Raw genomic sequence first — 13,071 nt, 5'->3', positions numbered from 1 at the left:
GTTGATGTTAACAATTCAGGAAATATTAGAAACAAATCGGATGATTGAGCAAAACAATTTTGATGTTCGTACCATTACATTAGGCATTAGTTTGCGAGATTGCTGTCATCCTGATATAAAAATCTTCTGTCAGAACATTTATGAGAAGATTACGCGGGCAGGAGAGCATTTGGTTCGTACGGGGGAAGATATTGAAGCAGAATACGGTATACCTATTATTAATAAACGTATTTCCGTGACGCCCATTGCCATAGTTGCTGAGAGTTGTCATACTGATAGTTATGTTCCTGTGGCTCAGGCATTAGATGCTGCAGCCAAGACCGTTGGTGTTAACTTTATTGGTGGTTTTTCGGCTTTAGTTGAAAAAGGATATACAAAAGGGGATCGGATTTTGATCCAATCGATTCCAGAAGCTTTGGCACAAACGGAAAGAGTCTGTTCTTCCATTAATCTGGCCTCTACCAAGGCGGGAATTAATATGGACTGTGTACGAGAAATGGGACAGATTATTAAACGAACTGCTGAACTTACTAGTGACCGTGATGCTCTAGGGTGTGCAAAGTTAGTGGTTTTTGCAAACGTCCCTGAAGACAATCCTTTTATGGCTGGTGCTTTTCATGGTGTAGGAGAAGCGGAAAAGGTAATCAGTGTAGGAGTCAGTGGTCCTGGTGTGGTAAAACGCGCCTTGGAAGAGGTAAGAGGACAAGATTTTAGCGCTGTTGCAGAAACCATCAAGAAAACTGCCTTTAAAATTACGCGAGTAGGACAACTTGTTGCCCAAGAGGCTTCCAGGCGGATGGGTGTGCCTTTTGGTATTATTGATTTGTCATTGGCACCTACACCAGCGGTCGGTGATAGTGTTGCACATATTCTAGAAGAAATGGGTTTGGAAAGCTGTGGTGCACCTGGTACTACTGCAGCGTTAGCAATATTGAATGATGCAGTGAAAAAGGGCGGGTTAATGGCTTCATCTCACGTTGGCGGGTTGAGCGGAGCCTTTATTCCTGTAAGCGAAGATGCAGGAATGATTGCAGCAGTAGAACGCGGCAGCTTGACATTGGAAAAATTAGAAGCCATGACTTGTGTCTGTTCAGTAGGACTTGATATGATTGCTGTAGCGGGAGATACGTCTGCGGCTACTATTTCAGGTATTATTGCAGATGAAGCAGCAATTGGCATGATTAATAACAAGACGACAGCGGTACGTATTATTCCTGTTCCAGGTAAAAAAGTCGGTGACAGTGTAGAATTTGGCGGTCTTTTGGGGTATAGTCCGATTATCCCTGTGAACACTTTTAAATCCGATGACTTTATTGCTCGGGGTGGCAGAATTCCTGCGCCGATACGCAGTTTGACAAATTAGTCAGATTGTTTTACATTAAAGCTAACCCTTTCATTTAGTAAGAAAGGGTTAGCTTTTTGCTTTTTACAGATTACAAAGAGTAAACTATCCTGCACACATTAAAAAGTAATTATAGTGATATTTCGATAAGTTTACTTTTTTAGGAGGAACATATGCGTATTACCAAAGCTGTCAAACAAGAAATGCTATCTATATTAGAAGAACGCTATCAAGGTACTGCCACAGCCCTGGATTATTCTTCCCCATTTGAATTATTAATCGCTGTAGTTTTATCCGCTCAATGTACCGATGTACGGGTTAATATTATAACGAAACGTTTGTTTCCCGAATATAATACGCCCACAAAGATTAAAGAGATGGGTTTGGAAAAGCTAGAGGCATATATTCGAGATTGTGGATTATATCACAGTAAGGCTCGCAATATTATGGCGACTTGTGATATTTTATGCCGAGAATATGATGAAAAGGTTCCAGAAACCTTTGAGGAATTAATTACCCTGCCAGGTGTTGGCAGAAAGACGGCAAATGTCGTACTAAGTCAATTATTTAACATTCCGGCAATTGCTGTAGATACTCATGTATTTCGAGTATCCAATCGACTGGGATTAGCCAAAGGAGATACCCCTTTAACTGTAGAAGAAGGGCTGATGAAAGCGATACCTCGCAATAAATGGAGTGATGCGCATCATTGGCTTATTTGGCATGGACGAAGAATTTGTAAAGCGCGGAAACCAGAATGTAATACCTGTCCTTTAGCTGCATTATGCCCAAGTAAGATTCTCTAAAGTTTGTGATTTTCTGTAGTGATGATATAATGAGAAGGTAATTTAAACTTCGGGAGGAATATCATGTCAAAGAAGATTGTAAGTATGCTGCTTGTTTTATTTGTACAAGTATTTTTGATTGCCGGGTGCTCTGGTAATACTGGCAATACAGGTAGTCAGGCAGCTCCAGAGAGCACGCCGAAACAAACAACGATTGCAAAAAAGAATAGTATAGCCAAATTTGAGACTTCCAAAGGTGACTTTAAAATAGAATTATTTGAAGATAAAGCACCTGTCACCACTAAGAACTTTATTGACCTGGTAAACAAAAAGTTCTATGATGGATTGATCTTTCATCGGGTTATCGATGGATTTATGATTCAAGGCGGTGATCCTAAAGGAAATGGTACAGGGGGACCTGGGTATACGATTAAAGATGAATTTCACCCTGATTTAAAACATGACAGCGCCGGCGTCCTTTCTATGGCCAACGCGGGACCGAATACAGGTGGATCACAGTTTTTCATTACATTAGCGCCTACATCTTGGTTGGATAAAAAGCATGCAGTTTTTGGCAAAGTCACTACTGGTTTAGAGGTTGTTCAAGCAATTGGCAAGGTTAAAGTCGGGGCAAACGACAAACCTGCAGAAGATGTTGTAATTAAAAAAATTACCATTGAGCAGCCGTAGTAGAGTAATCATGCCATATACGTATATTGTTCAGTGTGCTGATGGCACGTTATATACTGGTTGGACAGTAGATTTGGAGAAACGGCTTGCTGCCCACAATGAGGGAATTGGTGCTAAATATACCAGCAGCCGTGTACCGGTAACCCTTGTGTATTGGGAATCCCAAGCAAATCAAAGTGCTGCACAAAAACGTGAAGCAAGAATAAAAAAAATGCCACGATGTAAAAAGTTGGATTTAATTCGTGAATTTGTCAATAGTTAGACGATGAGAAAACTATGAATGACAAGGACGCAAAGGTATGTAAACATTGCATGCCGTTGCGTTTTTGTGGTTGAAGGGATTATCGATTTTGACACAATAGGTTTTACAAGCTACAATAATAAAACATATCGAAAAAAGTTAAAGAAAAATTTAAACAATGCAGGTGAATAGATTGAGCGTATTAACAGTAGAAAATGTAACCCATGGCTTTGGCGGCAGACAAATACTAGAAAATGCATCCTTTCGTTTATTAAAAGGAGAACATGTTGGTTTAATTGGAGCAAATGGTGAAGGAAAATCTACCTTTTTAAATATTATTACAGGGCAATTAATGCCTGATGAAGGTAAGGTAGAATGGTCCAATCGAGTAACAGTCGGATATTTGGATCAGCACACAGTATTGAGTAAAGGAAAAACCATCCGGGAAGCACTGCGGGAAGCTTTTCAAGGCATGTTTGATCTGGAGGCTGAAATGCTGGCGATTTATGATACCATGGGGGATGCATCACCTGCAGAGCTAGATAAAATGATGGAAGATGTAGGCGAGATTCAGACCATTTTAGAGACAAACGGTTTTTACATGATTGATGCCAAGATTCTTGAAGTAGCAAATGGTTTAGGATTGGCTGAAATCGGTCTTGATAGGGATGTGGCTGATTTAAGCGGCGGGCAGAGAACAAAGGTATTATTAACTAAATTATTATTGCAGAATCCAACTATTTTACTCTTAGATGAGCCTACGAACTATTTGGATGTAGAGCATATTGAATGGTTAAAGCGATATTTAAAAGAATATGAGAATAGCTTTATCCTAGTCTCTCATGATATTCCCTTCTTAAACGAGGTTGTAAATGTCATTTATCATGTGGAAAATACGATATTGACACGCTATACAGGAGATTATGAGCAGTTTCAACAATTATACAATATACGTAAAGGGCAAGAGTCAAAAGCTTACGAACGGCAGCAGCAAGAAATTGATCGATTAGAAGACTTTATTTCCCGTAATAAAGCTCGTATCTCTACTACCGGACGGGCAAAAAGCCGGCAGAAGCAATTGGATAAAATGGAAGTATTGGAAAAGCCGCGGGAGAAACCAAAAGCAACCTTTCGTTTTAAAGAAGCAAGAACGCCAAGCCGCATGATTGTTGAGGCTGAGGATTTAGTATTGGGCTATGATGAACCGTTAACGAGACCTGTTACATTTCAATTAGAGCGGGGCCAGAAGGTAGCCATTCGTGGTGTCAATGGCTTAGGAAAAACTACGCTTTTAAAAACCATATTGGGGAAAATTCAGCCAGTCGCAGGCAAGGTGGAACTTGGTGATAATTTGCACTCAAGTTATTTTGAACAAGAATCCAATCGTCATAATAACAATACCGCTATGGAAGAAGTATGGCAGGAATACCCTGGACTAAGCCACTTTGAAGTACGTCAGGCATTAGCTCGCTGTGGATTGACGAATGATCATATCACCAGCCAGATGATGGTATTAAGCGGTGGTGAAAATGCGAAAGTACGATTATGTAAATTAATGCTGACAGAGGCAAACTGGCTCGTATTAGATGAACCTACCAATCACTTGGATATAGATGCCAAAGCCGAGCTGAAAAAAGCTCTCGCTGAATTTAAAGGAACTGTTCTTTTGGTATCTCATGAGCCAGACTTTTATGAAGACTGGGTAACACATATCTGGAACGTCGAAGATTGGACAACAAAAGTTATATAATGTGTAATAAAAAATCGCTCCTCACATTGGGAGCGTTTTTTTATTACTATGCTAACATTATGAACCACAAAAGCACAATGCCGCTGCCGCGGCAAGCCCTTTGTGTCCTTCGCGTCTTTGTGGTTCGATTGTTTTAAGTTCTAAGTTTTAAAGCAAAGTGATTTCTTCACCGGGATTTATGATATGTACAGGAATATTAAAACGCTCTTCCACGTCTTTTTTGTAGACTGATGGGTCTTGAGCAATGAGAGGCCAAGTGTTATAGTGCATCGGTATGACATTGCCAGGCTTTAATAAATTAGCAGCTTCGGCAGCATCTGATGGCCCCATGGTGTAATTGTCACCAATTGGCAGTAAGGCATAATCAATTTTTTCTAAACGCCCAAGCAATGCCATGTCACCAAAGATACCTGTATCACCAGCAAAATAGACTGTCTTACCGAAAAAGTTGACAATAAAACCACAGGCATGACCTCCTGGTATACCTGAGCCGTGGAAGGCAAGGGTGATTCGCACATAACCGAAATCGAAGGAATGTTTGCCGCCAATATGCATGGCATGAGTAGTACAGCCTTGTTCATTGCAAAACTTAGCTATCTCAGCCGTGGCAATGACAGTTGCACCTGTGCGTTGGGCAATAGCAACAGTATCACCTAAATGATCATCGTGACCGTGGGAAGTTAGAATATAGTTGCAGTTTATTTCTTCTGGCGATAGAGTTGCCTTTGGATTACCGGTAAAAAAGGGATCAAATACAATAGAAATCTGATTATAGGTTAGCTGAAAGCAAGCATGACCGTGAAATTTCAATGTAAGCATAGTAGCCTCCTGTTTATTTTCTCTTTTATTGATAGTATACAAGGAACTTTCCAGGAAAATCAATAATGAAGGTTTAATATATGAAAAATTACTGAATAGAGATGCAATTGCAGGATTTTGGCAGTATTTAACGAAATATGTGAGTAATTGGAAAGAAACGGGGGAATACCTAAGTGGGAGTTATGGTAAGAGGATTATTATTAGGTCTTTTATTTTCTATAATGCCGTTATTTGTATATGCTGCTGACACTCAATTTAAAGAAGGTGACCAAGGGAGTGAAATTGCAGCAATACAAATGAAGCTGAAGGAAAAGGGCTATAAAATTACCAGGATTAATGGCAAATTTACAGCGGAAACAACGAAGGCCGTTCGCAGTTTTCAAAAGCGGCAAAAGCTCAAATCTGACGGAATTGTTGAGAATAGAACCTATTATATATTAATGGGAAAGAATTTAAAAGTAGGTAATGAAAAGGTACAGAATAATGCAAAACAAATAACAGATACAGCTAAAACCTATGTAGGCGTACCTTATAAGTTTGGGGGTACTAACCCCAAAGGGTTTGATTGTTCCGGTTTTGTTCAATATGTATTCAATCAAAGCAAAATAACCTTGCCGCGGGCTGCGGATGCTCAGTATAAGGTGGGGAAAACAATAAAGCAAAAAGAGCTTAAGCAAGGAGATTTAGTTTTTTTTAGTACCTATGAAAAAGGTACTTCCCATTGTGGCATTTATTTAGAACAGGGTAAATTTATTCATGCATCCAGCCATGGTGTCATGATCAGTCACTTGGACGAAAGTTACTGGAAGATGCGGTATCTTGGTGCGAGGCGAATTATTTGATAATAAACAATAAATAAAAATGTCCTTGAACGCTTGACAGTAGTGTAAAGTTTTGTTATATTATCATTAAATCAAATAAAGATTTGTAAATATGATGAATAGGATAAGTAAATCGGCAGCATTTTTCAGAGAGCCAGGGGTTGGTGTGACCTGGTAAATGTACTGATTGAAATACACCTAGGAGTAGCAGGTTGAAAGGTAACAAGTAGACCGTGCCGGAATGCCACCGTTATTAAAGGCTAGAGTATCAGGTTAACTGCTTCGTACTCGAAAAGTAATCGGCTTGCAATGCAAGCAGGGTGGTACAACGAGTAATAACATCTCGTCCCTGTATAGGGGATGAGGTGTTTTTTATTTATATAAATAAGGAAGTGGTTAAGCTAATATATAAATGAATCTCAATCTGCCACTTATTAATTGGTGTTCTAAATTTTAAAATAAAAAATGTAGAGGAGATACAGATTATGATTATTGTAATGGGACCAGAAGCAACACAAGAGCAAGTACATGTAATAATGAATAAGTTAACGGCTTTAGGTTTAAAGGTGCATTTGTCAGAAGGGGCGACTCGTACGATCATTGGAATTATTGGTAATAAACAGTTGATTGCTCAATTACCGATAGAGGCGATGGATGGTGTAGAAAAAACAGTATCTGTAACTGTTGATTACAAATTAGTTAGTCGTGAATTTAAGCAGGACGATACGATTGTGGACGTTGGTGGTATTTTAATTGGTGGGAATCATTTGGCAGTTATGGCTGGACCCTGTGCAGTTGAAAGCCGGGAACAGCTATTGCAGTCCGCCTTTATTGTCAAAGAAGCAGGTGCACAATTTTTACGTGGAGGAGCTTACAAACCCCGAACCTCCCCTTATGCTTTTCAAGGATTAGAGGAAAAGGGACTGGAAATGCTGGCGGAAGCAAGAGCGAAAACGGGACTGAAAATAGTGACTGAAGTTGTGGATGTTGAATCAGTACCTGTGGTCAGTGCTTATGCTGATATGCTGCAAATCGGCTCACGCAATATGCAAAATTTCCAGTTGCTCAAAACAGTAGGAAAAACCAATAAGCCTGTATTATTAAAGCGTGGCTTATCAGCAACTATTAATGAATGGTTGAATGCCGCGGAATATATTATGAGTGAAGGAAATTACAATGTAGTATTGTGCGAACGCGGTATTCGAACCTATGAAGAATACACGCGAAATACATTGGACTTAAGTGCAGTGGCGGCAGTGAAAAATATTAGTCATCTACCGATTATCGTAGATCCTAGTCATGGTACAGGTCGCTGGAATTTAGTGCGTCCTATGGCCAGAGCTGGTATCGCTGCTGGTGCTGATGGACTTATGATTGAGGTTCACCCAAATCCTGCGGAAGCTTTATCCGATGGCAAGCAATCTTTAACTCCGGAGAATTTTGAACTGACGATGCAAGAAGTAAAAACAATTGCCAAGGTCATGGGGAAGGATATGGCATGAAGGTGAAGCATATTACAATCATTGGTTTAGGGCTAATTGGTGGCTCTCTTGGTTTAGCATTGAAAAAGCAGTGTGGAGAAGCGCTAAAAGTAACAGGGGTTGATCATGATCAGGAAACGTTAGAGCTTGCTGTACAGCGCGGTGCTGTAGATTACAGTACGAATGATTGGAAAAGGGGTGTAGAACAAGCTGATATTATCTTTTTATGTACTCCTGTACTGCAAATCATACCGATTGTAGAACAAATTTTGCCCTATGTAAAAGTTGGCGGCATTTTAACAGATGTAGGCAGTACGAAAGGATTCCTAGCAGAAAAATTGCTGTATATGATGCCTTCTGGTGTTCATTATGTAAGTGGGCATCCTATGACGGGGATCGAGAGAAGTGGTATTATGGCAGCGGATCGAGGATTATTTAAAGATAAATGGTATATTCTAATCCCAGAAGCATCTACCTCTCCTGAGGCTGTTGAAATCATCTCTCAGACACTTACCTGGACCGGAGCTAGAATTACTACAATGGACTTATACGATCATGATCAATGTGCGGCAATCATTAGCCATATTCCACATGTAGTAGCTGCTGCTCTTGTGAACCTCTTAGGCAAATATCCAGCTTTGGAGGAAAGTTTTAAATTAGTAGGTGGCGGGTTTCGTGATACTACCCGTATTGCTTCTTCTAATGCCGATATGTGGGCAGACATCTGTTTGACAAATTCTCAGCCTATTACCCAAAGCCTATTGCAGCTAAAAGAGTTGCTGGATGAAATGATTCAAGCTGTAGAAAAAGCTGATCGTCCAGCCATACATCATTTTTTCAAGAGAGCGAAAGTTCGAAGGGATATTTTAATAGAAGAAACAGACTCCCATGTCGTCTAAGAGGCGTGGGAGCCTGTTTTTTTAGTAGGCAGTAGTTTTTAAATTATTGCGTTACTGCAGCCCAGTTGGCGTTAATGATTTGTGCCATTAACTTTTTGCCTTCTATATCTAAATGCAACCCATCCGTAGCATAGCGGAGGGGCAATGTCTGATTTCCATCTGCAAAATAAGGCTCAAGGTCAATATAATACCCCTGCTGACGAATAAAGTGATTTACGACAGCAAATTCTTTTTTCCATTCGGGTACGGTGTCTTCATTAAATACCTGCTGAATAGCCTGAGGGTTAATCGGCGGCAATGTTAGAAAAATTGGCCGAATGCCATGAACTAAGCATTTATCGCGAATCGCACTTAGTTCTTTGATGACTTGGCTGCCGGGTACACCTCCCCGCAAGCTATTGGTTCCGCCCATAATAATTAGAAACATAGGATGATACGGCAGTACATCTGCATCAAATCGACTTAACATAGAAGCAGAAGTATCGCCGCTTCTGCCTAAATTAATAGTGGGAAAGGATAAATAATTTTGAAAACTATATTCAACATCGGCAGGTGAATAAGAAACTGCACCGCCGCCATGAGTGATGCTGTCGCCCAAAGTAGCTGCATAGTTGCCCGGGGTGCGGTCAACGACAAAGGATTCTGCATTCGAATAAACACCAACGGCAGCGCCACTTTCATCTAAGCCGCGAACACGCCAGTAATAGGTGCCAGGGGTGCCTAATGGCGTTTCATCATAGTAATCTGAACCTATAGAAATAATTTGTTGTCTAAGGCGATGACGAGACGGTTGCACTCCATTGGGATTTTCGGGCGGTGCTGAGGTTAATTCAAATTCATAGGAGGTGGCCCCGGCAATGGGAATCCATGAAAATACAGGATAGAGAGGTACTGGTATATTGGCAGTCTTATAGCCAGTGTTTGAGAGAGGTTTTAGATTTGGAGGCAATGTATGATCAATGCGAACTTCGGCAGCATCGGAAAAAACACCGATTGGATTTCCGGTATAATCCAGAGCCCGAACTCGCCAATAGAAGTGATCATTGGGATAGGTAGATAGATCGATGCTATAGCCATTCGTAAATACTTCTCGTGAAGAAAGCATCTGGAAGCGGGAAGGGAGTATATCGTTTGGATTTTCAGGAGGAGAGTTTAATAATTCGATTTCATAATAAACAGCACCTGGGAGGGGAGTCCACATCAGCAGCGGAAAATTAGAAGCAGGAGCATGAATGGGATAATGTATCAAAGAACGGGGCTTATTGTGCACTGCATCTTCTTGATTCGTGCCAGTCGTTGTTATGGGGGTAAAGTCAGAATATGAACCCAAAGGATGGTGAAATAAGCTATGTGCTGATACTCTAAGATAGGCGCTTTCTGGAAAGTTCTGATTGATTGTAATTGAATTTTCAAAAGTACGATATTTGATAATTAGGTGTTCTTTCTCTGGAATTTGGTTTACGATTTCCACCTCGTAATAAGCAAAATATGATATCGGCGACCAGGTTAACCTATATGTATCTTCTAGATTGGTAATTTCTATGGCTGGTTTATAATTCGTTAAACCAATCCTGTCGCTGCCTTCAATAAAAAATAATAGAACAGTCAGTAGTATTAGTATTAAAAATAAAAATCGTCTCATGTAAACACCTGCTTATTTATCTATACAATGTATTAAAACTTTGTATATTGATTGTCTATCAAGAATGGATGTTTGGATTTCATTCGGTAATGGATGGTGCCTTATATATGTATCGATACTGATGTCAATTCTACCATAAATGTTGATTCATGGCTAATTATGATGATTTTGGAAGGATTTGCAGAAAATTATGCGAATTGTATTGTAAATTGAAATATTGAAATTAGAAGAAAGCTGGGTGAGATATTTATAAAAAATAGTCTTAGTTTACGATTTATGTTGAGTATAGCTGCTGTAGTAACAGTGCTGATGACAATAAATTTATTATGGAATATTCATCAATACAGCCTACAAGCCGAGGAAGAAATGCGTGAGAAAGCAGCAGTGGTCGCCAGACAGCTTATTGCTACTCGCTCTGTTATTGCTCTCAGGCAAGATAACATCAATTCGGATTCGCAGGGACATTATGAATTTAAACATCTAAACCCTGCGGCAGTGGGGAAGGAGGTTGGTGATTTTTTCAATCAATCTTCTGGTTATAAAATTAAACAAACTCGTTTTTCTGTACGTGCTCCAGAAAATACTCCTGATAGTTTTGAAATAGAAAAGATGAAAGTATTGGCCGCCAATTCTGATCTTCCAGCAGTATGGGGATATGATGTGCATGGTGGGGAAAAAGTCTTTCGCTACTTTTCTCCTTTATATTATGATGAAAGCTGCATGCCTTGCCATGGTAAGCCAGCAGGTGGCAAGGATATATCAGGAAATCTGAAAGAGGGCTTTACGGCGGGTGATTTTGCTGGGGCTATTAGTATTATCGTTCCTATGACTGCTTACGAAACAAACCAGAGAAGCTACATCATGAATCAATTATTGTTTATTGTGTTTATGGTTTTAGCCATCATTGGATTGATTTATATTTTAATGGAGCACATTGTAATTATGCCGATCCAAGAACTTACTGCAAAGGTGACATCCATAGGGGATGGACAATTGGAAACGAAATTGGTTGATATTCATACTTATGATGAAATGAAATCCTTTGTGGAAGCTTTTAATACCATGGCAGATAAAATCCAGCATTTTTATAGTGAATTAGAACAAAAAGTTAACGAACGCACTTATTTGCTGCAAGAAGCGAATGTACAGCTGCTTGAACAAGGCGCTGCATTGCGGGCTATGAATGACAAGCTCAGTCAAGCGGATCAACTCAAGTCAGAATTTTTAGCGGTGATGAGTCATGAATTACGAACGCCTTTGACAGCCATCATTGCATTTAGTGAAATATTGTTATATGAAGAAAATTTGAGCAGCCAGCAACGAGAATATTTAGTAGATATCTTTGAAAGTTCTCATCAACTGCTAAGTCAGATCAATGATATTTTGGATATGTCCAAAATTGAGGCTGGTTTAATCAGATTAGACAGGCGACCTACAGATATTAGAGAGATTGTTGATGGTATTGCTCGCATTATCTCACCATTACTGCTTAAAAAGAATCTTCAGTTTCATATCAATATTAGTTCCGCAGTACCGATTATCATGGCTGATTATGACAAAGTAAGTCATATTATCAAAAATCTCATTGGTAATGCCGTGAAATTCACCCCTGCCCAAGGCTCAATTAGCATTGAGGCAGAGGTCATTCATCAGAAGCAGGAATCGTATCTAAAGATAGCTGTGAAGGATACGGGTATTGGTATCCGCGAGGAAGAACAAAGCTCTATTTTTGAAAAGTTTAAACAGGCTGGCAGTCCTAGTGAAAGGGAGTATATGGGGAGTGGATTAGGCCTTGCTTTAGCCCATAATTTTGTTCAACTGCATGGGGGACAAATCAGAGTAGAGAGTAAAGTTGGTAAAGGGAGCATTTTTACATTTACTTTGCCGATTGTTGGAACGGGAGGTTACATATGTTAAAAGAAAAGATTCTAATTGTGGATGATGACGATAAAATACTAAAAATTCTTAAGCATTGTTTTGAAAGGGAAGGCTATATGGTTGTGATGGCCATGGATGGTGAAGAGGCATTAGCGGTGGCAAAACGTGAACAACCTGATTTAGTGGTGCTGGATTTAATGCTGCCAAAGATTAATGGTCTGGATGTAAGTAATATCTTGATTGCCGAATATGATATTTCTATCGTTATTTTGTCGGCAAAAGGCGATGAATTAGATCGTATTGCAGGTTTTAGAATGGGTGTTGACGATTATATTGCAAAACCTTTCAGCCCAACGGAGTTGGTATTGCGGGTACAAGCGGTACTGCGCCGGGCAAAAGGGAAAAAACAAGAGAAGAATGAAAGCATCCTGTCGGGCAATTTACGAATTGATAGTAGGGCTAGATCGGTAAACATTGATTCACAAATCATAGAGCTAACTACGAAAGAATTTGATCTGCTATGGCTTTTAGCCAGTAATCCTAAGCAAGTTTTTACCAGGAAACAATTGCTTAATAAAATCTGGCATAGCGATTACCATGGTGACGAGAATACTGTTACGGTTCATATGCGGCGCTTACGAGAAAAAATTGAGCCGGATCCATCTAAACCTCTTTATATTAAAACCGTATGGGGTGTAGGATATAAATTTCAAATGTAATCAT

The 13,071-nt window shown here is 39.8% G+C and carries 12 protein-coding genes and 1 other annotated feature; of the genes, 10 read left to right on the top strand and 2 right to left on the bottom strand.

Features of this window, described 5'->3' with window-relative positions; translation table 11 throughout:
- Window positions 1-4 precede the first annotated feature (4 nt).
- The 5 genes from FR7_RS14370 (at window position 5) to FR7_RS14350 (ending at window position 4,808) form a co-directional block, all read left to right on the top strand.
- The gene (locus FR7_RS14370; RefSeq protein ID WP_007935547.1) at window positions 5-1,363 is read left to right on the top strand and encodes a PFL family protein; all 1,359 of its coding nucleotides are present in this window, start codon (window positions 5-7) and stop codon (window positions 1,361-1,363) included.
- A gap of 152 nt (window positions 1,364-1,515) precedes the next feature.
- Complete coding sequence (gene nth / locus FR7_RS14365; protein WP_007935546.1) at window positions 1,516-2,148, top strand: endonuclease III; 633 nt, start codon at window positions 1,516-1,518, stop codon at window positions 2,146-2,148.
- A gap of 63 nt (window positions 2,149-2,211) precedes the next feature.
- Window positions 2,212-2,817 carry a peptidylprolyl isomerase gene (locus FR7_RS14360; RefSeq protein WP_007935545.1) on the top strand — a complete coding sequence of 202 codons (606 nt, stop codon included), beginning with the start codon at window positions 2,212-2,214 and terminating at the stop codon, window positions 2,815-2,817.
- Window positions 2,818-2,827: 10 nt separating this feature from the next.
- Window positions 2,828-3,079 (top strand): GIY-YIG nuclease family protein, encoded by a 252-nt coding sequence (locus FR7_RS14355; protein WP_007935544.1) that lies wholly within the window; start codon window positions 2,828-2,830, stop codon window positions 3,077-3,079.
- Between the two features lie 172 nt (window positions 3,080-3,251).
- Entirely contained in the window at window positions 3,252-4,808 is a 1,557-nt protein-coding gene (locus FR7_RS14350; protein WP_007935543.1) for an ABC-F family ATP-binding cassette domain-containing protein, read from the top strand.
- Window positions 4,809-4,955: 147 nt separating this feature from the next.
- Here FR7_RS14350 and FR7_RS14345 read toward each other — a convergent pair whose 3' ends face one another.
- Window positions 4,956-5,627, bottom strand: a complete 672-nt coding sequence (locus FR7_RS14345) for a metal-dependent hydrolase (protein ID WP_007935542.1) — start codon at window positions 5,625-5,627, stop codon at window positions 4,956-4,958.
- 173 nt (window positions 5,628-5,800) lie between these two features.
- Here FR7_RS14345 and FR7_RS14340 point away from each other — a divergent pair, with 173 nt between their 5' ends.
- From FR7_RS14340 to FR7_RS14330, 3 genes are all read left to right on the top strand, one after another.
- Complete coding sequence (locus FR7_RS14340) at window positions 5,801-6,469, top strand: C40 family peptidase (RefSeq protein WP_007935541.1); 669 nt, start codon at window positions 5,801-5,803, stop codon at window positions 6,467-6,469.
- 85 nt (window positions 6,470-6,554) lie between these two features.
- Window positions 6,555-6,802 (top strand) — a binding site (T-box leader).
- Between the two features lie 131 nt (window positions 6,803-6,933).
- Window positions 6,934-7,950: a 3-deoxy-7-phosphoheptulonate synthase gene (gene aroF / locus FR7_RS14335; protein WP_007935540.1), complete on the top strand. Its 1,017-nt coding sequence runs from the start codon at window positions 6,934-6,936 to the stop codon at window positions 7,948-7,950.
- Entirely contained in the window at window positions 7,947-8,828 is an 882-nt protein-coding gene (locus FR7_RS14330) for a prephenate dehydrogenase (protein WP_007935539.1), read from the top strand. The genes aroF and FR7_RS14330 overlap by 4 nt, the downstream gene beginning before the upstream one ends.
- A gap of 43 nt (window positions 8,829-8,871) precedes the next feature.
- Here FR7_RS14330 and FR7_RS14325 read toward each other — a convergent pair whose 3' ends face one another.
- Complete coding sequence (locus FR7_RS14325; protein WP_007935538.1) at window positions 8,872-10,470, bottom strand: GDSL-type esterase/lipase family protein; 1,599 nt, start codon at window positions 10,468-10,470, stop codon at window positions 8,872-8,874.
- 276 nt (window positions 10,471-10,746) lie between these two features.
- On the opposite strand from FR7_RS14325, the gene FR7_RS14320 reads away from it, so the two are divergent.
- Window positions 10,747-12,387, top strand: a complete 1,641-nt coding sequence (locus FR7_RS14320; RefSeq protein WP_007935537.1) for an ATP-binding protein — start codon at window positions 10,747-10,749, stop codon at window positions 12,385-12,387.
- Window positions 12,381-13,067, top strand: a complete 687-nt coding sequence (locus tag FR7_RS14315; RefSeq protein ID WP_007935536.1) for a response regulator transcription factor — start codon at window positions 12,381-12,383, stop codon at window positions 13,065-13,067. Before FR7_RS14320 ends, FR7_RS14315 begins: the two co-directional genes overlap by 7 nt.
- The last annotated feature ends 4 nt before the right edge of the window (window positions 13,068-13,071 follow it).

The sequence above is a fragment of the Pelosinus fermentans DSM 17108 genome, assembly GCF_000271485.2.
GTDB lineage: Bacteria > Bacillota > Negativicutes > DSM-13327 > DSM-13327 > Pelosinus > Pelosinus fermentans.
The sequence above is the reverse complement of the archived record's forward strand: the minus strand, read 5'-3'. Positions and strand labels throughout refer to the sequence as shown.

What these genes read in the sequence shown, in the direction of transcription:
- FR7_RS14360 (WP_007935545.1), top strand. Translation starts at nt 2,212, where the DNA reads ATGTCAAAGAAGATTGTAAGTATGCTGCTTGTTTTATTTGTACAAGTA.
- FR7_RS14330 (WP_007935539.1), top strand. Translation starts at nt 7,947, where the DNA reads ATGAAGGTGAAGCATATTACAATCATTGGTTTAGGGCTAATTGGTGGC.
- FR7_RS14355 (WP_007935544.1), top strand. Translation starts at nt 2,828, where the DNA reads ATGCCATATACGTATATTGTTCAGTGTGCTGATGGCACGTTATATACT.
- FR7_RS14370 (WP_007935547.1), top strand. Translation starts at nt 5, where the DNA reads ATGTTAACAATTCAGGAAATATTAGAAACAAATCGGATGATTGAGCAA.
- aroF (WP_007935540.1), top strand. Translation starts at nt 6,934, where the DNA reads ATGATTATTGTAATGGGACCAGAAGCAACACAAGAGCAAGTACATGTA.
- FR7_RS14320 (WP_007935537.1), top strand. Translation starts at nt 10,747, where the DNA reads ATGTTGAGTATAGCTGCTGTAGTAACAGTGCTGATGACAATAAATTTA.
- FR7_RS14315 (WP_007935536.1), top strand. Translation starts at nt 12,381, where the DNA reads ATGTTAAAAGAAAAGATTCTAATTGTGGATGATGACGATAAAATACTA.
- FR7_RS14345 (WP_007935542.1), bottom strand. Translation starts at nt 5,627, where the DNA reads ATGCTTACATTGAAATTTCACGGTCATGCTTGCTTTCAGCTAACCTAT.
- nth (WP_007935546.1), top strand. Translation starts at nt 1,516, where the DNA reads ATGCGTATTACCAAAGCTGTCAAACAAGAAATGCTATCTATATTAGAA.
- FR7_RS14325 (WP_007935538.1), bottom strand. Translation starts at nt 10,470, where the DNA reads ATGAGACGATTTTTATTTTTAATACTAATACTACTGACTGTTCTATTA.